This window comes from Oceanobacillus arenosus (assembly GCF_003369575.1).
Classification (GTDB): domain Bacteria; phylum Bacillota; class Bacilli; order Bacillales; family Amphibacillaceae; genus Oceanobacillus; species Oceanobacillus arenosus.
Genome location: NZ_PIOC01000033.1, coordinates 53,387 through 76,838, shown reverse-complemented (window position 1 = coordinate 76,838; position 23,452 = coordinate 53,387). Strand labels below are relative to the sequence as shown.

Annotated in this window: 22 protein-coding genes; 13 read left to right on the top strand and 9 right to left on the bottom strand. The window is 39.7% G+C overall.

The features are described 5' to 3' along the window. Positions 1 to 438 precede the first annotated feature (438 nt). The 8 genes from yycF (at position 439) to CWR48_RS19550 (ending at position 10,983) form a co-directional block, all read left to right on the top strand. Positions 439 to 1,140, top strand: coding sequence for a response regulator YycF (yycF, locus tag CWR48_RS19585; RefSeq protein WP_115774976.1), 702 nt, complete (start codon positions 439 to 441; stop codon positions 1,138 to 1,140). Positions 1,141 to 1,145: 5 nt separating this feature from the next. After that, positions 1,146 to 2,975 (top strand): cell wall metabolism sensor histidine kinase WalK, encoded by a 1,830-nt coding sequence (gene walK / locus CWR48_RS19580; protein ID WP_115774975.1) that lies wholly within the window; start codon positions 1,146 to 1,148, stop codon positions 2,973 to 2,975. Then, positions 2,972 to 4,336 carry a YycH family regulatory protein gene (locus tag CWR48_RS19575; RefSeq protein WP_115774974.1) on the top strand — a complete coding sequence of 455 codons (1,365 nt, stop codon included), beginning with the start codon at positions 2,972 to 2,974 and terminating at the stop codon, positions 4,334 to 4,336. The genes walK and CWR48_RS19575 overlap by 4 nt, the downstream gene beginning before the upstream one ends. A 2-nt stretch (positions 4,337 to 4,338) precedes the next feature. Continuing rightward, entirely contained in the window at positions 4,339 to 5,274 is a 936-nt protein-coding gene (locus CWR48_RS19570) for a two-component system regulatory protein YycI (RefSeq protein ID WP_115774973.1), read from the top strand. Beyond that, on the top strand, positions 5,271 to 6,056 hold the full coding sequence (locus tag CWR48_RS19565) for an MBL fold metallo-hydrolase (protein ID WP_115774972.1): 786 nt from the start codon (positions 5,271 to 5,273) through the stop codon (positions 6,054 to 6,056). The genes CWR48_RS19570 and CWR48_RS19565 overlap by 4 nt, the downstream gene beginning before the upstream one ends. Positions 6,057 to 6,195: 139 nt before the next feature. Beyond that, a complete protein-coding gene (locus CWR48_RS19560; protein WP_115774971.1) occupies positions 6,196 to 7,431 on the top strand; it encodes a S1C family serine protease in 1,236 nt (411 codons plus the stop codon). Between the two features lie 709 nt (positions 7,432 to 8,140). Continuing rightward, positions 8,141 to 9,856 (top strand): ABC transporter ATP-binding protein, encoded by a 1,716-nt coding sequence (locus CWR48_RS19555; protein WP_115775084.1) that lies wholly within the window; start codon positions 8,141 to 8,143, stop codon positions 9,854 to 9,856. A gap of 341 nt (positions 9,857 to 10,197) precedes the next feature. Next, positions 10,198 to 10,983 (top strand): inositol monophosphatase family protein, encoded by a 786-nt coding sequence (locus CWR48_RS19550; protein WP_170140821.1) that lies wholly within the window; start codon positions 10,198 to 10,200, stop codon positions 10,981 to 10,983. Positions 10,984 to 11,183: 200 nt separating this feature from the next. On the opposite strand, the gene CWR48_RS19545 is transcribed toward CWR48_RS19550, so the two are convergent. Continuing rightward, positions 11,184 to 11,777, bottom strand: coding sequence for a histidine phosphatase family protein (locus tag CWR48_RS19545; RefSeq protein ID WP_115774969.1), 594 nt, complete (start codon positions 11,775 to 11,777; stop codon positions 11,184 to 11,186). Between the two features lie 63 nt (positions 11,778 to 11,840). Here CWR48_RS19545 and CWR48_RS19540 point away from each other — a divergent pair, with 63 nt between their 5' ends. Beyond that, complete coding sequence (locus tag CWR48_RS19540) at positions 11,841 to 12,170, top strand: YqzG/YhdC family protein (RefSeq protein ID WP_342772483.1); 330 nt, start codon at positions 11,841 to 11,843, stop codon at positions 12,168 to 12,170. 2 nt (positions 12,171 to 12,172) lie between these two features. Here CWR48_RS19540 and CWR48_RS19535 read toward each other — a convergent pair whose 3' ends face one another. From CWR48_RS19535 to uraA, 4 genes are all read right to left on the bottom strand, one after another. Then, positions 12,173 to 12,718, bottom strand: a complete 546-nt coding sequence (locus tag CWR48_RS19535; RefSeq protein WP_115774968.1) for a GNAT family N-acetyltransferase — start codon at positions 12,716 to 12,718, stop codon at positions 12,173 to 12,175. Then, entirely contained in the window at positions 12,715 to 13,200 is a 486-nt protein-coding gene (locus CWR48_RS19530) for an NUDIX hydrolase (protein WP_211316786.1), read from the bottom strand. Before CWR48_RS19530 ends, CWR48_RS19535 begins: the two co-directional genes overlap by 4 nt. 7 nt (positions 13,201 to 13,207) lie before the next feature. After that, on the bottom strand, positions 13,208 to 13,756 hold the full coding sequence (locus CWR48_RS19525) for a GNAT family N-acetyltransferase (protein ID WP_115774966.1): 549 nt from the start codon (positions 13,754 to 13,756) through the stop codon (positions 13,208 to 13,210). Positions 13,757 to 14,057: 301 nt separating this feature from the next. Continuing rightward, positions 14,058 to 15,317, bottom strand: coding sequence for a uracil permease (gene uraA, locus CWR48_RS19520; RefSeq protein ID WP_115774965.1), 1,260 nt, complete (start codon positions 15,315 to 15,317; stop codon positions 14,058 to 14,060). Positions 15,318 to 15,775: 458 nt separating this feature from the next. Between uraA and dacB the strand changes: the two genes are divergently transcribed. The 3 genes from dacB (at position 15,776) to CWR48_RS20565 (ending at position 18,724) form a co-directional block, all read left to right on the top strand. Beyond that, on the top strand, positions 15,776 to 17,296 hold the full coding sequence (gene dacB / locus CWR48_RS19515) for a D-alanyl-D-alanine carboxypeptidase/D-alanyl-D-alanine endopeptidase (RefSeq protein WP_115774964.1): 1,521 nt from the start codon (positions 15,776 to 15,778) through the stop codon (positions 17,294 to 17,296). Positions 17,297 to 17,424: 128 nt separating this feature from the next. Beyond that, complete coding sequence (locus CWR48_RS19510) at positions 17,425 to 18,597, top strand: TraB/GumN family protein (protein WP_115774963.1); 1,173 nt, start codon at positions 17,425 to 17,427, stop codon at positions 18,595 to 18,597. After that, on the top strand, positions 18,560 to 18,724 hold the full coding sequence (locus CWR48_RS20565) for a hypothetical protein (RefSeq protein ID WP_211316785.1): 165 nt from the start codon (positions 18,560 to 18,562) through the stop codon (positions 18,722 to 18,724). Before CWR48_RS19510 ends, CWR48_RS20565 begins: the two co-directional genes overlap by 38 nt. Positions 18,725 to 18,764: 40 nt before the next feature. Here the strand turns inward: CWR48_RS20565 and CWR48_RS19505 are convergent, their stop codons facing one another. From CWR48_RS19505 to CWR48_RS19490, 4 genes are all read right to left on the bottom strand, one after another. Then, a complete protein-coding gene (locus CWR48_RS19505; protein WP_115774962.1) occupies positions 18,765 to 19,148 on the bottom strand; it encodes a VOC family protein in 384 nt (127 codons plus the stop codon). A gap of 96 nt (positions 19,149 to 19,244) precedes the next feature. After that, positions 19,245 to 19,523, bottom strand: coding sequence for an ArsR/SmtB family transcription factor (locus CWR48_RS19500; RefSeq protein WP_115774961.1), 279 nt, complete (start codon positions 19,521 to 19,523; stop codon positions 19,245 to 19,247). A gap of 191 nt (positions 19,524 to 19,714) precedes the next feature. Further along, positions 19,715 to 20,941 carry an MFS transporter gene (locus CWR48_RS19495; RefSeq protein ID WP_115774960.1) on the bottom strand — a complete coding sequence of 409 codons (1,227 nt, stop codon included), beginning with the start codon at positions 20,939 to 20,941 and terminating at the stop codon, positions 19,715 to 19,717. A 135-nt stretch (positions 20,942 to 21,076) separates the two neighbouring features. Next, the gene (locus tag CWR48_RS19490) at positions 21,077 to 22,240 is read right to left on the bottom strand and encodes a Gfo/Idh/MocA family protein (RefSeq protein ID WP_115774959.1); all 1,164 of its coding nucleotides are present in this window, start codon (positions 22,238 to 22,240) and stop codon (positions 21,077 to 21,079) included. Between the two features lie 414 nt (positions 22,241 to 22,654). On the opposite strand from CWR48_RS19490, the gene CWR48_RS19485 reads away from it, so the two are divergent. Continuing rightward, entirely contained in the window at positions 22,655 to 23,422 is a 768-nt protein-coding gene (locus CWR48_RS19485; RefSeq protein WP_147294902.1) for an IclR family transcriptional regulator, read from the top strand. Positions 23,423 to 23,452 lie beyond the last annotated feature (30 nt).

The window sequence follows — 23,452 nt, the reverse complement described above, 5'->3', positions numbered from 1 at the left end:
ATCTTTAAAATCAAGGCTAATATTTCGCAGTTGATGTAAATTGCGGACTAACTGAATTACAAATAGTATGTGCTAATCCGCCGTCCGAGTTCGCTACGGGCGGATGCTTTCCGCGGGCACGGCCTCAGCCTCCTCGGAAGAAAAGCACTTCCTACGGGGGCTGCGGACCTCGGCAAAGAAATTCTGAATTAAAGTTATCAGCAGTTTATCTAAATAGCAACTAGCTTTTATGCTTTCTTATCTGCCAAATGAAAGACATATCGTTCAAAGTGCGATAAAATAGATAGGAGCTCTCGTTAAGCTCCGTAATGGTTTTTGAGATGAATATTATTATAATAAAGATAGAACGATTATCGCCTCTAACATGCAGTAGAGTATCAACTATAATCTTGTTGGTCCAGAGCTAGGTTAGAGTGGGATGAAAAGGATGTGCTAATGATGAATCAAAAAATTCTAGTAGTAGATGATGAACAACCAATTGCAGATATATTAAAATTCAACTTAGAAAAAGAAGGCTATCAGGTAATTTGCGCGTACGATGGCGATGAGGCAATCCAAATTGCGGAAAGTGAGAGGCCTGACTTGGTCCTTCTAGATATTATGTTACCGAATAAAGATGGGAATGAAGTACTGCGCGAAATTAGAAAGACGCAAAGTATGCCCGTTATTATGTTAACGGCAAAGGACTCGGAAATTGATAAAGTATTAGGGCTTGAGCTCGGAGCGGATGACTATGTGACAAAGCCGTTTAGTAATCGGGAGTTAATTGCTCGAGTAAAGGCTAATTTACGCAGACAACAGGTACCTGAAGAAGCGCCAAAGGAATCAAAGGATATCGAAATCGGTAATCTTACAGTACACCCAGATGCTTATGTTGTTTCACGAGACGGGATTCAAATTGAATTAACCCATCGTGAATTTGAATTGATGCATTACCTTGCACGTCATATTGGACAAGTAATGACAAGAGAACATTTACTTGAAACTGTATGGGGCTATGATTATTTCGGAGATGTTCGAACGGTTGATGTAACGGTAAGAAGACTTCGTGAGAAAATTGAGGAGAATCCTAGTAACCCAATGTGGATTGTTACCCGACGTGGGGTAGGCTATTATTTACGTAATCCCGATCAGGAGTAGTTGTGATGAATAAAGTTGGTTTTTTTCGTTCGATACAATTAAAGTTTATTATCATTTATATTCTGCTGTTACTGCTTGCAGTGCAGGTTATTGGCTCGTTTTTTATCACGGGATTGGAAGAGAATCTTGTCGATAACTTTAAAGGGACCGTCAATGACCGTTTAAAGCTGCTTACGTATAATTTGGAACAGGCACTCATTGAAGAACGCAGCGATGATGGCACTACGCCAACATTAAAGGAAGATATACAACGAATTGTCGAAGAAATAAGTACAGATGATCTAATCAATATCCAAGTCACAGATAATCAAAGTCGTCTGATGGGGACGAACGACCAAGAATTAATTCATGATCTTGATAAGAAGGTAAATTATCCCATTGTTCAACAAGTGCTCACATTTAATAGTCCGAGCCAGGAGACATTAAGGGATGAGACAACAAATGATCGTTTATATATTGAGGCTGTGCCATTATATAAGAATGAGGCAATTGCCGGAGTTATTTATGTAGAAGCGCCGATTCAACAAGTATATGATCAGCTTCAAGACGTTAATCAGATATTCTTACAAGGTTCATTGCTGGCAATAAGTGTATCCGCATTTATTGGAATCCTTGTTGCCCGGACGATTACGAAGCCAATTATGGAAATGCGTGAACAAGCGCAGACAATGGCAAAAGGTGACTTTACGCAAAAGGTAAATGTCTTTGGAAAAGATGAAATTGGCCAATTGTCCGAAGCATTTAATGATCTAAATAGCAGATTGAAGCATTCTTATTCGACAATTGAGGAGGAACGACGAAAGCTCAGTTCTATTTTATCCAATATGTCGGATGGTGTGATTGCCACAGATACAGCGGGAATCATTACATTAATGAATGAGCCTGCTGGACGATTATTTGGGGAAGACCCCGATGATCTTATTGGTGACTCTTTATTAGATGTATTGCAATTAGATGAAAAAATTGTCGATATATCCGAATTACAGGATAGTGGTTCGATGATTCTTGATTTTAGTGAGGATAATGAAATCTATTTAATTCGGGCAAACTTCTCGACGGTTTCTGATGATGAGGATGAAATCACCGGATTCATTTCTGTTATAAGTGATGTAACCGAGCAGGAGAAGATTGAGCAGGAACGCCGTGATTTTGTTTCCAATGTATCGCATGAATTAAGGACACCTTTAACAACAATGAAGAGCTATATCGAAGCATTAACAGATGGGGCATGGCAGGATAAGGAAATTGCACCTAGATTCCTTGGAGTCGCACAGGATGAGACAGATCGAATGATCCGCATGGTAAATGATTTATTACAGTTGTCGAAAATGGATTCCAATGAGTATCCATTGCATAAGGAACGAACAGAGTTTATTACGTATTTCCATCAAGTGATTGATCGATTTGAGATGCATATCCCAGAACATATTGAGCTCGTTCGCGAATTACCAAAAGGAAAATTCAATGTTTGGATTGATAAGGATAAGATGACCCAAGTGCTGGATAATATCATTTCTAACGCAATTAAATATTCACCAGAGGGTGGAAAAATCCAGCTAAAGGTTGAAAATAAACGTCACTACCTTCAAGTAAGCATTCGAGATGAGGGATTAGGGATTGCATATGATAAACTCGAGAAGATTTTTGAGCGTTTTTATCGTGCGGATCGTGCGAGGTCTAGGAAGCTAGGGGGAACCGGCTTAGGATTAGCCATTTCAAAAGAACTAGTAGAGGCACATCATGGTAGGATTTGGGCAAGAAGTAAAGAAGGTCGTGGAACAACGATAATCTTTACCCTGCCGCTTATGAATCAGAAGCGGGGGTATAATCGATGAAAATGGAAACTGCAAAATCATTCATATTAATTGTTTTAATCGGGATTAGTTTACTGTTAACATTCGGTCTATGGAGCTATCAGCCAGATATACCGTCCGTAAGCGACAAGCCTGTAAATGAGGCAGTGGATATAGGTGGAAAAGATAATGAAGAAAAGCGGACCGTGATTGAGCCAAGAGAAGTTGTTTTTCATATAGGTGACCATCATTATGGATTTGTTGATCCACTTAAACGGGAGGCGCTTTATGAACAGATGCAGACATGGCCAATTTCCAACCTAGAAACAAGATTAGTAAGCGGAAGAACCCCGAATGAAAATGAAGTAGAGGTAATTTTCCCTAGTGAACTACCAATGGAAATATTGAAAAGTATCATGAAGATTACGGACGTAAATGTGGCCATGCCAAATTGGTCATTTGACCGGATGTATTTTGCATTTCATCCGGACAATAAGTCAATTCAAATTGAAATTCTCTCGATTGATGGTAGAAACGAAGCAACAGCAGTAATTAATGAGTCTAGTTATTATGACAAACTTTGGAGTTATTTCCAATTAGAGGATGATTCGCTACTTAAAGAGTATCTCTCATTGGATCAAACGGCGAAACCAATCTATATCCCAATGGATGCAGAAAACATTAGAAAGCAGTCCATTACGTATAGTTTAATTGATGTTCCGAATCAATTAATAGAGGTCCTCTTCCAGGATCCATCGATTGTAAGCCGGACGTACTCATCTGAAACTGGGGATACCTACTATACCGATTCACAACGTGGCATGCATGTGTATGGGAACAGTGAAAGAATGGAGTTCGTCAACCCATATTCAGAGGACTCAATCGAGGATGACCAAACAGCGGCAGATATATTAACAAATAGTATTGCAGATATTAATAGTCATTTTGGCTGGACAGATGAATATTACCTAATGGATATTAACGCAAAGGAAAATTCTGTCAGGTACCAGATGTACTACGGTGAATATCCAATATATAATGCATTCAATCTATCCTATATAGATCAAAAATGGATTAATCAACGGCTTAGTGAATATTCTCGTCCGCTTTTTCAGTTGAACAACCCATTAGGCGGCAGTACAGTAGAATTGATGTCAGGTCAGAATTTAGTTGCATATTTAACGAATAACCGGAACTATAATTTGGAGAATATCCAGGATATCCGCGTCGGTTACAGGCTAGTTTACTATTATGATGATGATGAAAGTGATGAAAGCAGAACGAGTGGAAGTAATGCCAAAGATAGGGTTATTGAATTAATTCCTGGCTGGTTTAAGCTGGAAAATGGCGAATGGAATGAAATTAATTTAACAGAAGATCAGCTATTAAAAGGAGGAGATTGAGGATGCAGTGGGGGCATATAAAAACGCTATTTATCCTCAGTTTTCTCATACTTGATATATATTTGCTTGTTCAATTTGTGCAAAAGCAGGAAGAAGCAGATAATGGCATATTAGCTAATCGGGAACTAAGCTTTGAAGATCAGTTAAAGGCAGAGAATATTACCATTCCTAAATTAGAAACTAGAGAAATTGAAAAGGAGCCCTATATTTCAGTGTCTCAAAGGATATTGACGAAGGAAGATTTGCAACCATTAATGGCAAACAAGGGTCTTCATACAGAGGTGATTGATAATTATTTCATTGTTTCGCAACTAGAAGATCCACTCCCTATTGAACAAGATACTTCAGGGGAGAAAATCAGTGAAATCGTGAAGAGCTACCTATTATTTCCTGAGCAATATACGTACTGGGGCTGGAATAAGGACTTAAATGTGCTTATCTTTTTCCAGAAAATTAACGATCGACCGGTTTACTTTAATCAAAATGGGCTAGTGTTAGCTTTCTTAAACGAATCAAATGAGATAACCCATTTGACACAAACCTTGCTTGGTGAGGTGGCGCCACAAGGAGAATTACAAACATTAATCCAACCGATACGTTCGATTGAGGCATTATATAATCGAGGCTATTTAAATGCGGATGAGAAAGTAACCGGTGATGTCGTGCTCGGCTATTATGCAAGGCTAACAGAAGGGAATCCGGTCTTTGCACCAACATGGAAAGTATCCGTTAATGGGGAGAACAATGGAGGAAGGAATTATTTCGTGAATGCAATTGAAGGACTAGCCTCTCCAGGCAATGAGATTGATTTTCTAATATCAACGATTGATTCTGATGAGAAGAAAATCATAACATTGAATAATGATAGTGAAGTAATACAATCGTTTTTAGACGTGATAAATAAGTTAGAGATAGATAATCGGAGTGTGGCAGAATGACATTACGTTTTAGTGTTTTAGCATCTGGAAGTACAGGGAATGCATTTTATATTGAATCAGATCAGGAGCGATTCCTGGTTGATGCGGGATTAAGCGGCAAGCAGATGGACCATTTATTCAGTAAGGTCCATGTTGATCCAACAACACTTTCTGGGATTCTCGTAACCCATGAGCATAGTGATCACATAAAAGGATTGGGGATTGTTGCGAGAAAATATAACTTGCCAATCTATGCGAATGAGAAGACATGGAAGGCGATGGAGAATTCCATTGGCAAACTGACATTGGACCAAAAATTCGTGTTTGGAATGGAAGAAGTAAAAGCCTTTGGCGATATGGAAATCGAATCCTTTGGTGTCTCACATGATGCCGCAGAGCCAATGTTCTATACGTTCCGACATAGTGGGAAGAAGGTTGCGCTTGTTACGGATCTCGGTTATGTGTCGGAGCGAATAAAGAAGACTGTAGAAGATGCCGATGCGTATATTTTCGAAGCAAATCACGATGTGGAAATGCTGCGTATGGGCCGCTATCCTTGGAGCGTCAAACGCAGAATTCTAGGAGATTCAGGGCATGTATCGAATGAAGATTCTGGATTAGCGCTTTCTGAGATCATTAGCAATCGCACGAAGCGGATTTATTTAGCCCATCTTAGTTTGGATAATAACATGAAAGAACTTGCACGTATGGCAGTAGGTGACGTGCTTCAAGAAAGAGGAATTAGAATCGATTTATTTGATACAGATCCGAAAGAACCTACGGCATTGTATGAAGTGATGTAACTAGCAATACGTTTGGAAGAACTACTACAAGAATGACTAGCCAATTACCTTGATTATTTTTCTAATTTATATTTTTCGATCGTGTGGAAATACTATAACAATAGGAAATTAAAAACAAAATCGGATAAGGGGTTAATTCATGGGATATTATGATCAGGACTACCCACCGAACCCATCACGTAATCGCAGGAAAAAGGGTGGATGGTTAATTCCATTACTGCTAGGAATAATCATTGGGATTTTATTAGTTGTGGAAGTTGTGCCATCAGTCATGTCTTCTGGTAGGCTGCAAGGGAACGCTCCAATAGATAATGGAACAAATGAGGCGACGATTGAATCGGGGAAAACTAATCAAGACTCAAGCGTCATACCGCGAGCTGTAACGGTTGATGTGTCGACACAAATAACGGAAATGGTCGAGGAAGTATCCCCTGCTGTTGTTGGCGTTACGAATATCCAAAGTACAACGGATTTTTGGGAGCAGCAGGAAGATGTTGAAGCTGGAACGGGATCTGGCATTATTTATAAAAATGCGGATGGTATCGCATATGTCGTCACAAATCACCATGTAATTGAAGGTGCCAATTCCGTCGAAGTCGTATTATCCGATGACACACATTTAGAGGCAGAGATTGTTGGCAGTGATCTATTTTCTGATTTGGCAGTGTTAAAGATGGACGGTGCAGCGGTAAAGAAGGTCATTGAAATAGGCTCGAGCGCAAATGTGAAGGTTGGTGAACCAGTCATTGCGATTGGGAATCCACTAGGACTAGCATTCGCAGGCTCCGTCACGCAAGGTGTCATAAGTGGAACCGAACGAACCGTACCACAGGATTATAATCAAGACGGCCGAGCGGATTGGCAAGCAGAGGTTATTCAAACCGATGCGGCAATTAATCCAGGGAATAGTGGTGGGGCATTAATCAATATTTATGGTCAATTAATCGGAATTAATTCAATGAAAATTAATCAAGAGGCAGTAGAAGGGATTGGCTTCTCTATCCCAATTGATAGCGCGCTGCCGATTATTGAAGAGCTAGAGGCGACAGGCGAAGTGATCCGACCATATATCGGTGTTGAAATCTACTCACTTGATGAAGTACCACAAGCTGAATGGAAAAATACATTACATCTGCCACAAGAAGTTAAAGGTGGGGTCTATGTTTGGAGTGTCGAACCATTATCCCCAGCTGATAAAGCAGGCTTACAGCGACTCGATGTAATCACAGAGCTTGATGGCGATCCTGTGCTTGATATGATTGATTTACGTAAAGTGCTATATCAGGGTAAGAAGATCGGTGAAGAAGTAACCGTTGCGTACTATCGTAATGGTGAAAGACTTGAAACAACATTAACATTAGGATCACAGCAATAAACAAAAACAGAAGGCTTTCTCTAACGGGATAGTCTTCTGTTTTTGTTTGAGCTGTTTTATGATAGGTTGTTGGAATGGAGTGTTGTTAGTAGTTGATATTCACGTAAAATGTTCCATTCCAACCTTTCAATCAACTTCGATTGTAAGTGGTAAGTTACTCTTTTTAGATGTATTTTAACAATCCCAGCGGAAGAAATACACGTAGACTCCTGCGGGAAGAAGAGCCTAGGCGAGACAACGAAGCGCGATAGCGCAAGTTGGCTCGTCAGCTCCCCTAAGGTGCGCGAAGTGTATTTCTGGAGCGGTTAGCCTGTGAGCAAATCATCATTCTAAGTTAGTCCGCAGTCTATATAAAAAGTAACACAATCAATTATAAAGTATAGATACGAAGCAGTGATTACATAGTAACAAATGTTATTCACATGCTGTTAATAAATCTGTAGATAATATCCATATATAGTAGGGAAAGGGTGTTCGGTAACAAGATAGCAACGAGAAATTGTGAATATGTTGATAAAAATGTGGATAACTATGGTTATTCAGAGTATTTTAATCGTTATCCACGACTTATCAACAGTTTTATTAATAATGCTGTTAATTTGTAGTCAAAACGAGATGGTTATCCACTTTAGGATAGGATGCCCAATTATTGCTAAACAAAGGGATTAACCTTATAATTTATGTACTATCAAGAAAAGGAAGTGAATATGTGATACGTCGTTTTTTCTCCTATTACAAACCGCATCGGCGATTATTTATAGTAGATTTCACTGCGGCGCTTTTTGTTGCCTTGCTTGAGCTCGCATTTCCAGTTGCTGTTCAATGGTTTATTGATAAGTTATTACCTGGTGGAGATTGGAATATTATTGTAACGGTTGCGGTGTCGCTATTATTCGTTTATATATTGAGTACGTATTTGCAGTATGTCGTTACATATATTGGCCATAAACTAGGGGTAAACATTGAAACAGATATGCGCCAAGAGTTATTTAATCACGTACAGAAGCAATCCTTTCGTTTCTTCGATAACGTGAAAACAGGACATATCATGAGTCGGATTACGAATGATTTATTTGATCTTGGGGAACTAGCCCATCATGGTCCAGAGGATTTCTTTATCTCCATTATGACCTTTATTGGTGCATTCCTAATCATGTTTACGATTAATCCACAACTTGCATTAATCATTTTGGTCGCTATACCGATTCTCATTTTCCTAATATCCTTTGGAAATGTGAGGATGAACAAATCATGGAAAAGAATGTATGAGGATATTGCTGGTGTTAATGCGCATGTTGAGGATGCAGTATCGGGTGTACGCGTTGTGCAATCCTTTACGAATGAAGGATTTGAAATGGATAATTTCTCAAAGAATAACAACAGTTTCAAGAAGGCCAAGATTGGCGCGTATCGCGTCATGGCAATCGTTCATTCCAATATCTATTTACTGATGCGCCTGATTACTCTACTCGTTCTCGTTACAGGTGCATGGCTAACATTTCAAGGAAGAATGTCCTACGGGGAGCTTGTTAGTTTTATCCTGTTCGTAAATGTATTGTTCAACCCGATCAATAAAATAACGGCATTACTTGAAATGTATCCAAAGGGAATGGCTGGATTCAAGCGATTTACCGAGCTACTTGATGTCGAGCCAGATGTCAAGGACCGTGAGAATGCTGTCCAAGTAAGGAATTTAAGAGGGGATATTTCCTTCCATAATGTTACGTTTGGTTATGAAAAAGAACATGCGCCAGTCATAAATTCATTAAGCTTTACAATCCGTGCGGGTGAAACGATTGCATTCGTTGGACCATCAGGAGCTGGGAAAACAACGATATCGTCGCTTATCCCACGTTTCTATGATGTAAATGCCGGTTGTATCACAATCGATGGTATGGATATCCGCGACATGACGAAGGAATCCTTACGTCAGCAAATTGGCGTCGTGCAGCAGGATGTATTCCTATTTACGGGAACACTACGCGAGAATATTGCGTATGGCAATCTTGATGCGAAAGACGAGGAAATCCAACTTGCAGCGCGCCGTGCCCATATGGAGGAATTCATTCGCGAATTACCGGATGGCTACGAAACACAGGTTGGAGAGCGTGGCTTGAAATTATCAGGAGGGCAAAAGCAGCGGATTGCAATCGCCCGGATGTTTTTAAAGAATCCGCCAATCTTAATCCTAGATGAGGCAACATCGGCACTCGATACCGAGACGGAAATGATTATTCAAAAGGCTTTGAATGAACTTGCGAAGGATCGGACAACACTTGTGATTGCCCACCGCCTAGCAACGATTAAAAATGCAGACCGAATTATGGTTGTCACGAAGAATGGAATTGAAGAAGAAGGCAGTCATGAAGAGCTGTTAGAGCAAAATGGTATATTTGCACACTTGCATAATGTGCAGATGAGTTAAAAATTTTAGGGGATTTCTTAGTTATTATTTACTAGGGAATCCTCTTTTGAGTTATTAACAATTTGTTGATAACCTGTTAATATGTTCTGAAAATTTACAAAAGGAAAATATTTGAACAAACTCTTTGTAAGCGTATTGATTGAAGAAGAAATTAAGAAATTGGATTGACATTTCTTATTCCTCAAGATGCGAAATTTGTCGATATTCCCCAGGAAATGATTCTCAAATAATGTTTTAATTTATCGAGTGGTGTAAATGATTGTAAAAAATGAAGCAATACAATAGTATGAATTTGGACGTAGTTATTACTTGAAAAAGTTTAATTGCTTGGAGGAATGAAAATGGTTAGTAGCTTAATGGAAATCGATATGCAAGTAAAGCAAGGATTCAAAGAAATTATTTCGTTTATTCATCAATCATTATCAACGGAGCTAACAATTGAAACGAAGTCCAATCGTCGCGATTTAGTTTCAAATATTGATAAAGAAGTGGAAGCAATGATTCGAGCGAAAATCAAGGAGCACTATCCGAGCCATGAAATTATTGGCGAGGAAACCAAACAGACGGAGGAACTACAATCGCTTGAACATGTATGGACTATTGATCCAATTGATGGCACCACAAACTTTCTGAAACAGATAGACCATTTTTGTGTATTAATCTCTTATTATGAAAATAATGTCGGTAAGCTTGGATACATATACGATGTGATGAATGATGATTTGTATCATGCGATGGAAAATGAGGGAGCTTTTTTAAACGGAGTAAAAATAATATCACCTGCTCCCATCTCATTAGAGGATGGATTAGTTTCTTGTGATATTGGCAGATGGCATACAAAATCTAATTTTGCCAAACTTGTAAATCAATGTTTCGATATTCGTAATTTTGGTTGTGGTGGCATCGATTCTATCCATGTATTTCATGGCAAGTTTGCAGCATTCGTCAATTCTGATTCAGGTCCTTGGGATTTAGCAGCACAATTAATATTCGCAAAAGAGTTAGGGCTAAAAATGAGCAAATTTGATGGCAGTCCAGTCGATTATTTAGTTGGCGGCGACTATATTTTAGCGAACGCTGGATGTTATGAGGATATTGTGTCGATCATGAAAGGTTATGAATCCTAGATGAAACTAGAATAATTCCATATTGCTGAACGAACATTAATTGATGTAATTTGGGAATTTACTAAAAGTGTTCGTTCAGCTTACTAAATATTATTCCCTACAAACATAAACCATCTGATAACAATCAGCTGTTATTGGTGGTTCCTGCAAATCTTAATAAAAATAAGACCGGTCATCGTATTCTTCAAAGTTGTCTAATGTCATATTGACCCCTTCTCAGCAAAACTAGATAAATGCCTCACCTGATTATAATCCTTTATCTCCCACTGATCCTCTTCAAAATGGATGTTGCTGATGCATGCGTTCATGAGCTTCGTTTTCCCAGAGCCAATTTCCCCATTTGATAAATTTGATAAAATCATGCCAATCACTGCACCATGGGCAACAAGCAATACCCGCTCATTTGGATACGCATCACATACCTTTTTAATTCCAGTCATGACTCGGTTATTAAAGTCTTCTCTTTCTTCTTGATTTGGATAGTTTCCATCTGGATATTTCTTAATTCTCTCTTCTAATGTCAGTCCTTCCCCATCACCAAATGCTCGCTCTGCAAAATCAGCCATTTCGATCACCGGCAGATTTAAATAGCTGTTAATAATTTCTGCTGTTTCTTTTGCTCGCTTCATTGGACTTGAAATTAAAATATCATAATCATCTGCATTTAAGTATGCACCACACTCGTCAGCCTGTTTTCTTCCGGTATCATTTAAAGGGATATCTGTTTTTCCTTGAATTTTTCCAAGTAGATTCCAGTCTGTTTCTCCGTGTCTTACTAAACAAATTGTCGTCATTTTTCTCGCCCCTTCATAATTTTATTCAATTGACACATCCTATAGAAAAGGAGGTTTTTTGTTATGATGAAAAAACTAATGGTGATAATTGTGCTCTTCCTGCCAATAAGTTATCTTGCTACCATTGATAATTCAGCCAATGCCGAAATCGTGATTCCTTCCTATGCAAAATGGGGCCGGCTAGCAATGGAAAAGACGAAAGCAAAATACCCGAATGCACAAATCATTGACTATCTCCATATTGGTAAAGAAACAAAAGGCGACACGACAGTCGAAAAGTTCAAGCTATGGCTTAAGGGCAAAGAAAAGGAATTCGGTGTGTTTATCGATATTTCCTATAATCCAAAAACAGAGGAAGTCATCAAGATCACCTATAAGGAAACAGACCGATAATATTAATCGTTCAGATTGATGATTGCTAATACTTGGTGGTCTTCCCATTTGCCATTTATTTTAACATTTTTCACAGCAATTCCTTCTCTGTGGAATCCAGCCTTTTCCAAGACACGTATGGAGCCGATATTATGTGGCATAACGCCTGCTTCGACTCGATGCAATTGCAGCTGATTGAAGGCATAGGTTACGACTAGCTTTACTGCTTCTGTCATAAACCCTTTTCCGTTCTGCTCTTTGTCGAGAAAATAACCGATAAAAGCACCTTGCAGGGAGCCGCGGAGTACCTCGAATAGATTAATGGTACCGATTAATGCATCGTTGTCCATTGTAAAAATACCAAACATATATTGCTGATCAAGCTCCCAGCCTTTGGCATATTCTTGAATTCTTTTCTTTTGTCCCTCAAGGGTATAAAAATCACTATCCCGATTTGTTGAGAACTTCTCAAAGAAATCACGATTGGTAAGCTGCAAGTCGAGTAATTCTTCCGCATCGTCAGCTTTAAATGTACGAATGTAGATTGAATTTCCGTTAATTCTGGTCATTTGTCTTCCCCATCTCGATTGATAATATGTACCGTATGGCTTGGCAGCTTCTTTAGGCTGGTCTTAAGGAAGCTAGGGAGCAATTCATATTCGGATAAAGTTTCAATTGGTACCCATTTGTATAGCAATCGCTCCCCTTCTGGACCATGGAATGCCTCTTGATCTAATAATGATGTATCACTAGTCAATACTTCATAATAGAAACTAATCTCATGAAATGCGTCGCCCTTAAAATTAAAAAAGTTTTCCACGACCCAGTATAGCTGTCCAACCCCGATATCAATCGCTAATTCTTCTTGAAATTCGCGAATAAGCGCAACTTGTGAGGTCTCTCCAAGTGTAACTCGTCCTCCTGGCAGCGCCCAATTCGTGTCAAATACACTCTTATGTATCAGTACCTTTCCATTTTGTTTCCATATTCCTACCACTCGGTAATTGAATATGCCGGTATCTGTTTTAAAGACGACATCTATTTCATTCACTCCAAAATCACCAAGTATTTTCCCAATCACTTGCCAGCATTCCATATACTACATGGTCGACATAATGATCGTATAACCATTCGGCCTGTCTAATCTTTCCTTCTTCAATAAAGCCTAAGCGGTTAGGAATTGCCCGGCTCTTTACATTCTCATATGCGGCACGGATCTCGACACGATTAAGGTCTAACTCATGAAATGCATATTCCGTTAATGCTCGGGCAACACGACTCATAATGCCCTTCCCTTGATAATCCTCAGCAAGCCAGTAGCCAATATGGCCAATTTTATTTTGAGAGTCCAAGCTATTAAATCCAGCCATTCCAACCAGTTTCCCCTGGAAGTAGATGCCAGTGGTAAGTCCCTTTTTTGCTTCCAATGCCTGTGTCGTATGCTCAATGAATGCCTGAGAGTCATCGACGGTCTCATTGCCATCAACCCATGGAAGCCAAGCGCGTAAATATTCTCTAGACCTGTCAATCAGCTGAAATAACACTTGTGCGTCCAGGATTTCAAGCTGCTGTAATACGATATCCTCGTCAATTTCATAACGAAACATTGTCAATAACCCCTTCCGTTTATCCCGAATTAACTGGCTGTAAGACCTCCACTTCAAGAATTAGAGAAAAATCAAGAATTGTAAGTGGGGGATCAACAGAAAGTCAAAGTCCCGATTCTGTTCAACTAACATTAAGTGGGGGATGAAGAAAACCCCCACTTAATGAAGTTTCACTTTATCTAAGTAAAAATAATCATACCATAATTATTATCTGAAAAAATAATAATATTGTTGTTTCCGGTGTAAAAGACCAAATAAAAAAGAAGGAGCACCAATGAAGGCACTCCTTAACTTAAAGACGCTATTCATTTGCAAGCTTAAGCACATTTAGCAGTTTAAAGAAGAGACTCAGGATAACCGCAACAATCGTTGCAAGCCCCATACCTGATAGTGCTACTTGACCGATGGAGATCGAAGCTCCACTAATTCCCACCGCAAGTACAACACAGGTTAAGATTAGATTTTGTGAATTATTATAATCCACCTTTTGCTCTACTAGAATCCGGAGTCCACTAACCGCAATTATTCCGAATAATAGTAAGGAGATTCCACCCATCACAGGTGTCGGGATTGTCGTGATTAGTGCAGCAAGTTTTCCACAGAAGGATAGGATTACTGCAAATACTGCCGCTCCACCGATAATCCATGTAGAGTATACGCGTGTGATCGCCAGTACGCCGATATTCTCGCCGTATGTTGTGTTTGGTGTTGACCCAAGTAAACTAGAAATCATCGTTGAAATCCCGTTACCGAATAAAGAACGATCAAGTCCAGGATCTTTAATGAGATCCTTTTTAACAATATTTCCTGTTACGACTAAGTGTCCGATATGCTCCGGAATTAACACGACTGCAGCAGGCAAGATGATTAAAATATCGGACCAGTTAAATTCGATTTGATAGAAGGTAGGCAATTGAATCCACGCCGCTTCCTTTACTGCTGTATAATCAACGATACCGAAAAACGTTGCTATACAGTAGCCTGTTACAATTCCAAGCAGGATTGGGATGATTTTCAAGAATCCACGAAGCACAACCCAATATACAATGGTAAAGCCTAATGTAAGCAAGGAAACGGTGATTGCTGTTGAATCGATTGGTACATTTTGAGCAGGTACAAGTCCAGCCATGCCTGCAGCAGTTGGAACAAGCTCTAAACCGATTACAGCAACGATTGCGCCCATTGCGGCTGGTGGAAAGACAACATCAATCCACGAAGTCCCCGCCACTTTAACGATAAAGCTAACCAGGACTAAAACGAGACCAACAGCAAAGAATCCGCCTAAAGCAGCGCCATAACCGCCACCCTGAGTAATGACGAGGGTAACTGGCGAAATAAACGCGAAGCTTGATCCGAGATATGCCGGGATTTTCCCCTTCGTAATAAAGATATAAAGAATGGTGCCGACCCCATTCATGAGTAGGATTGTTGCAGGATCAACTCCGAAAAGAATTGGTACTAATACGGTTGAACCGAACATTGCAAATAAGTGCTGGAAACTAAGTGGTAAACTTTGTAAAAACGGTAGACGCTCATCAACTTGAATTTCACGTTGTGACATTGTCTTCTCCCCTATTCTGTATGTTAGTATGCTACATGATAATAAAAAAATGCACCCTGCCGGATAAACTGGCAGGGTGCATTTTAATTTAAGCAAGTTGTAGCCTGCCTAAACAATTGTGCATCAATATGCACAACGAATCCGCACAAACCTTGCCAGCCTCACAGGACTGTTTTAAAGGTAATCTACAAGTATATTACAAAGGTTGTTAGGAAAAGTCAAGAGTTTTTTAATTGCATTTATTACTTGAAGAGGATAAAAACTGCATATTCCGAGTTGTCCTAGGCAATAATAATTATCTTTGATGTAAAGTAAGCATGAAAACTTTCTTACTAATAAGTACAACTAAGACTGTCACTCAAAGGCTTTGTGACAATCGAATTTTCTAAGAATGACTTCCATCTAGGTGATTTTCATGTATAATTAAAATATTCAAATAATAAGGGCGTGATGCGGTTATGGTTTCGAAGCGCAGGATTCTATATGGCTGTCTATTCCTTTTAATATTGGTCATTGTCGCCATTCCGTTTATACAGAAGGATGCGCCACCAATCATTAAAGCGACTAGTGAGGTTTCTGAAGTCGAGGATACCCGATCATTGTCGGAGAAAATGGCAGCAATCTTACAAGATGAAGCACTGGATGGGGCAAGCATCGGGATAAGTGTTCTTAATGCTAACAATGGCGCGGAAGTCTATGCCTATCAAGGCGATCTGCGATTGCATCCGGCATCCAATATGAAAATATTAACCGCAGCAGCAAGTCTTGAGACACTAGGTCCTGACTATCAGTTTACAACGGAATTTGCGACGGACGGTAAGATAGCAGGAAAGGTTTTGCAAGGTAATCTGTATATTCGGGGTAAAGGTGATCCGACGTTATTAAAAGCCGATTTGGATCAGGTTGCAGGCGAATTGAAACAGCAAGGTGTTGAGCGAATAAACGGGAATTTAATCGGTGATGATCAATGGTATGATTCGATTCGTCTATCCCAGGATTTGAACTGGTCCGATGAGTCCTTCTATACCGGTGCACAGGTTTCCGCGCTGACGCTTTCCCCGAATGCAGATTATGATGCTGGAACTGTCGTCGTTGAAGTAACTCCAGGAACGACGCTAGGTGTGCAGGCGCAAGTGACACTTACGCCAAACACGGACTACATTACGATTATTAACAAGACGGAAATGGTTTCAGCAGATGAAGCGAAGGATCTGTCGATTGAGCGGGAGCATGGTACGAACAATATTATTATTGAAGGAGAGATTCCATTAAACGGTACGGGTGCGAAGGAATGGATTGCAGTATGGGAACCGACGGAATATGTCCTAGATATCTTTAAACAATCAATGGAGGAGCAGGGCATTACGTTTACCGGCAATTGGGAAATGCAAACAGGGGTAACCCCTAAGGATGCTACGATATTAACATCGGTAAAATCGATCCCATTAAATGAGCTGCTACTGCCATTTATGAAATTAAGTAATAATGGAATAGGCGAAACGTTAACAAAGGAAATGGGGAAGGTTGTCCATGGCGAAGGAAGCTGGGATAAGGGACTCAAGGTAATTGTCGATACAGCAGCGGCATTAGGTGTTAACCCGGATACAGTAAGTTTTCGTGATGGCTCCGGCATGTCACATAAAACATTAATCCCTGCAAGCGAGCTATCAAAGCTGCTTTATCAAGTGCAGCAAAAGGAATGGTTTGCTGATTTCGAATTATCTTTACCTGTAGCGGGAATGGAGGAGCGGCTTGTCGGTGGAACACTCCGGCATCGTTTAACAGAAGGACCAGCGAAAGGGAACGTCATCGCCAAGACAGGATCTCTTACAGGTGTGTCATCCCTATCTGGCTATGTTACCACATTAGACGGGGAGAAATTAACTTTCTCGATCATGGCAAATAACTTCTTAAGCGACTCGGTAACATCAATTGAAGATGCCATCGCGACTATGCTTGCCACACATGAGTTCAAATAGGATAATAGAGTGGGACTAAATTAATAAGAATGACATACTAATTTATCCAATAGTAGTTTAGAATGATAGTATGTGTTTTGCGTTGGCAAAGGTGACAACCAAGGTTTCTAATAAAAGGATGGTAACAGATGGTGGAAGAAAATATTACCCGATTACATATAGACAATAAAGAGATTATTCTCATAGGTACTGCCCATGTATCGAAGCATAGTGCAGAGCAAGTAAAAGAAGTGATTGAACTAGAGCGTCCCGATTCCGTCTGTATTGAGCTTGATGAACAGCGTTATGAATCGATTACAGAAGGAAATAAATGGAGCGATACCAATATTTTTAAGATAATTAAGGATAAGAAGTCGAGCCTGCTTTTAATGAACCTGGCGATATCCTCGTTTCAAAAAAGAATGGCAAGTCAATTTGGCATCAATGCTGGTCAAGAAATGATTCAGGGAATTGAATCTGCCAAGGAAACAGGTGCGAATCTCGTACTTGCCGATCGGAATATCCAGATTACTTTTTCGCGAATTTGGGGAAATATCGGTTTTAAAGGGAAATCGATGCTCCTTGCACAAATCATTGGGAGCGTATTTAGCAAAGAAAGCATTTCAGAAGAAGAATTGGAAAAGATGAAGAAACAGGATACGATTAATGCGATGCTGCAGGAGTTCACCGATTATTTCCCGAAGCTGAAAAAGCCATTAATCGATGAACGTGATCAGTATTTAGCGCAGAAAATCAAGAAGGCACCTGGCGATAAGGTTGTTGCCATCTTAGGTGCTGCACATGTTCCTGGAATTACAAAGGAAATACATAAGGAGCATGATTTAAAGCAGCTGACGAAGCGGCCAAAGAAGGCGAAGTGGCCGAAATATGTTGGCTGGATGATTCCACTGTTAATTATTGCGATGGTTGTCTACACCTTTGCTTCAAACCCTGTCGCAGGAATGCAGCAGGCGACAAGCTGGATTCTCTGGCATGGCTCCTTATCCGCACTTGGCGTAGCGGTAGCATTTGGTCATCCAGTAGCGATTATCACGGCCTTTGTAATGGCACCGATATCGGCGCTGGATCCACTTACTGCAGCAGGCTGGTTCGCCGGATTTGTCCAAGCCTATTTCAGTAAACCAACAGTACGGGACTTCGAGCATCTGGCAGAGGATGTCTTTAGCTTTAAAGGGTTCTGGAAAAACAAAGTGACCCGTGTATTACTCGTTGTCGTATTCGCTAATATCGGTAGCTCACTTGGAACGTTTATTGGTGGAGCGGATGTTGTTCGATTATTTATTAATAACTTATTGCATTAATAGAGTAGAATTAGCAACAAGAGAACTTTCGATTAAATTATTGCAAGAGAATGCTCCAATCGAGCTGATTGCGAAAGCTACCGATTTTAGTGTGGAAGAAGTAGAGGAAATAAAGAGATCCTTGTAATTTCTAAAGGATCTCTTTGTCATGTGAATTTGTCATAAAGTTATTGCTGTGCTATTTGAATAAGGTTACCGCATGTATCATCGAAGACGGCTATTGTGACGTTGCCCATTTCTGTTGGTTCCATGGTAAACTTCACGCCCTGATCCAATAATCGTTCGTACTCTTTGTGAATATCCTCAACACCAAACATTGTTACTGGTATGCCTTCTTCAAATAGTTTCTGTTGATACTCTTTGGCAGCCGGATGGTTATTCGGTTCGAGCACAATCTGGGTACCTTCTTGATTCTCGGGAGAAACAAGTGTTATCCATCTGAATTCTCCTGTGGGTACGTCATGCTTTTTAATAAAGCCCAGAGTTTCTGAATAAAACGCCAGTGCCTTGTCTTGATCTTCTACAAAAATACTGGTAACAATGATTTTCATAATTTTTTACGCCTCCATTGATAGTTGTGATTTATGCTGCACTGCCAAACATTTGGTTTAGTAGATATAAACATTTATTTAGAAGTTTCTCTAAAATTAATCTATCCACCTTTTTAGCAGGTTTTTAAGTGGTTCATTATTGTACATAAGTACTCGATATTTCCCCTTCCGTTTAGATTTTACAAGCCCTGCATCTTCCAATACAGCAAGATGTTTAGCAATCGCTTGTCTGGAAATGGTAAGGTCGTGCTTCATAATGAGACGTGTCGTAAGTTCATACAATGTTAGCTCGTTTCGCTCGGATAGTTCGTCTAATATTAACCTTCGATTCGAGTCGCTGAGTGCTTTAAATATAGCGTCTTTGTTCCAATTCATATATCGATTATAAGCAACTGTTTGGTTGCCTGTCAAGTATAAGCAATGATATGGTTGCATGTCAGTTGGATAGTATGGATGGCGTTTTTTAAATTATGCTATATAGGAAAGCCCCCAAATGAAAATAGGCGCATTCTCTTTTTAAGAAATGCGACCTACTTTGAATAAAGATGTAAATGACATCTATCTTTCTATGCACTCTGTCTTACTCCACCATCGGCTTTCTCAATCCGACGAATCTGCTTCCTTAATATGAAATGATATGCAATAAACGCGATGATAACACTTAGGGCGCAATAAAGAAAAACAGGCCTAAAACCTTGACTTAGTGAAATGAACCCAAAGATGACAGCGCCAAAACCGCCACCTAAATCTTTGGCAGTAAAAAAGGTAGAATTCCCTGCACCTCTTCTATCTGATGGGCAAAGTCGAATCATCACTGCGTTTAATGCTGGATCAACAGATCCTAAGCCTAAGCCATACAGAACGGCTGAGATGAGAAAAACGGGTAATGATGTTGCATATGCCAAAACGACAAATGATAGAACAATCATAATTAAGCCTGGGACGACAACGAACGAATACCCGTATTTATCAGCCAATTTTCCGCCTGCAATTCTTGTAAACAATAACGCGAATGAATAAACAGTAAAATATATCCCGATATCTTCTATCCCTAGTGACAGTGCATATGTCGGTATAAACGTTAAGGTTGCACCCATCGCAACATAAATAAATATCGTAACGAGGGCGGTGGGCAATGCTGTTTTTTCGTACATAAGCTCAGTGAGTTTTCTTTTTACTTTAGGATTAAATAATTTAGGGTCGCTCTCCTTATTCTTCCGCTCATAATTAATAAAAAGGCTACAAAATAATGCGATGAAACCTAGAAGAGCTGAAACGATAAACAGCAGATTATAATTAAAATTCATGATGATAAATAAGCTCAAAGCAGGACCTACAGCGGTAGAGAGTGTATTCGCTAACCCAAAATAACCGATTCCTTCTGCTAATCTGCTTTTTGGAACAATATCGGAAACAACTGTGCCGGAGGAATTGGTCGTTGCACCGAATCCGAATCCATGTAACGCTCTTACTAGAAGCAGTAGACCGATAGAAAGGGAGAATACATAGAAAAGGCTAAGTAGGCCCGATATAATACCACCAATAATCAGCACCATTCTTCTGCTCTTTTCGTCGATTAATTTACCAAACAGCGGACGGGAAAAAATAGCGAAAAGCATGAAAAGGCCGAAAAGCAGCCCTGAAATGGAATTATCCCCGCCAAGATGTATCGCGTATAGCGGCAGTCCTGTAAGTAACATATTGTTCGCGGTGGATGTAAATAGAGCGTATACAAATGTTAGAATATAGTATTTTGTCCATAACTTTTCTGAAGTATTCGATTGTCTTTGCAAGAGTATAATCCTCGTTTCTGATTCATTTATCCCGAATTAACTGGCTGTAAGACCCTTAACGAAAAGAATTCGAGAAAAGTCAAGAATTGTAAGTGGGGGTGGAAATTAACCCCCACTTAATGGAGTTTCACTTTATTAATGGGTCCCTTTTACATTTAATGTCGTGTTTGATACATGTTTTTTCACAAATGTAGAAGTGTCAATCTTCTCTTGTAATTTTTCAAAATAACGGTCTGGATCGACGGGTAATTCCATTTCTTCATTTAACCAAGAAGATAAATAAATGGCATTGGCGATTTCTAAAGCCTTTACCCCATCCTCTCCTGGTGAAAGTAATGGCGTACCATTACGAATCGAATCAATCCAGTTTTGAATAATCACCGCATGATTTCCATTTTCACTTTTTACAGGAATATGGATTTCCTTCCATTCAGGCTTACCGAAACCTCCTTTGTATGATTTATTAAATTCACGTTCGGGTTGTGTTAATTGATAAAAGGTGATTTCCTCATTTTCAACTACAATTTTCCCACAGTTTCCGACAATTTCAAAGCGATTTGTACCAGGTGCTTCGCCTGTTGAAGTAATAAATACACCCGTCGCCCCATTTTCATATTCAACATATGCTGTTACATCATCTTCCACTTCGATTTCATGATACTTCCCGAAATGAGAGGCCGCAAGAACCCGTGTTGGCATATGTCCTGTCGTCCACTGTAAAATATCTAAGTGGTGTAGTGCTTGATTTAATAAGACACCGCCACCTTCTCCCTTCCATGTGGCTTTCCATTTACTTGAATCATAATAACTTTGTGGACGATACGTGTCGGTTACAATCCAATTAATCCGCTTTATTTCCCCAAGCACGCCCGATTGCATAAGGTCTCGCAATTTTTGATAAAGGGGATTTGCCCGTTGATTATACATAATTGCAAATACTTTATTACTTGCTTTAGCTGCTTCATTCATTTCCAGCACATTTTTTGTATAAACTCCTGCTGGTTTTTCGATGAGGACATGGATTCCATTAGCAAACGCCTCTTTGGCCAAATCGGGATGACTGTAATGCGGTGTCGCAATTAGTACGGCATCGATTCCTGATTGAGTAAAAAAGGACGTTACATCTCGGAAAATCTGTACATTCCCTTGTGTATGCTTTTTAACCCATTCAATTCTACTTTCATTGCTGCTGCAAATAGCGGTTAATGTTGCACCTTCAATTTGCCCTTTATCCAATAATTCTACATGTGCAGAGCCCATATTTCCAACGCCGATAACACCAATTTTTATTAAGCTCATGTTGATCCCCCTCTGATTGTTAACATTTGATCTAGCTCAAAGCTGTAGGATTCTGCCTTGGTAAAATTTTACTTTGTATGAATTCTCGCTTTATAACTATGGAAGTGCTTCTGGATTTATTCAGGATACTTCATACTTCTGTTTCCATTATAGTTTCTAAAAATAGATAGTTTGAAAGGATTTAATAATATTTAACCACTATGCGGTACACTTGTATCGTTATTTGGTTAATTTCAGTATAATAATATGTCATCCCTTTGTCAATTACATTCATTCGCTTAACACAATCATCTGGTATGATTAAAAATATCGGTTCGAATGGCTAATTATCTTTGATAAAGAAGACAAATCTATGTGTGGCCTCAAATTTTCGATATAATAGCGTTATATTGTAGGTGGAAGGAGTACGTACTTTTGAAGAACGACAAACAGGATCAAAACAAAACATCTAACATACAGGTTATCTCACGTGCGGCTAATATTCTAAGGACGCTTAGGGATCACCCAAAGGGACTTAGCCTAGCGCAGATTGCAAAAGAAGTGGGATTACCACGATCAACGGTCCAACGAATTGTATATACATTGGAACAGGAAAATTTTGTCACCCAAGCCTCTACATACGGCGGTATTCGCCTTGGTCCAGAGATTACAATGCTTGCTGATGCAGTCCATCGCGATCTTAAGGAGGAAATAAGACCATTTATTACCGCGTTATCTAATGAGGTAAACGAAACCGTCGACCTTTCCGTCTTGGATAACGACAAGGTACTATTTGTAGATCAAATTATCGCAGCCCATCCATTACAAGCGACTTCACAACCCGGCACTGCTTTTCCATTGCATTGCACGGCAAATGGAAAGGCCATTCTCGCAGCGTTGCCCGTTTCTGAGGTTGAAAGGCTACTTCCAAATTCATTAACACATTACACAGAACAGACGATTACCAATCGTGATGAACTGCTAAAGGAGTTGGAGGTAGTTCGTAAAGAAGGGATTGCATATGCCAAAGAAGAGCATATTCACGGAATTTGTGCGGTAGGTGCAATTGTCACTGATCAGATGAAAAATATCCATGCTGTCTCCATTCCGCTACCGGCAGCCCGTTTCTATGGGAATGAGGAGAAACTAGTGACCGCCCTTCTTAGAACTTGTGAAAGGATCAATCGGCACTTTGATATTTAAATGTTTTGACAGGGGTTAAGGGGTACTGCA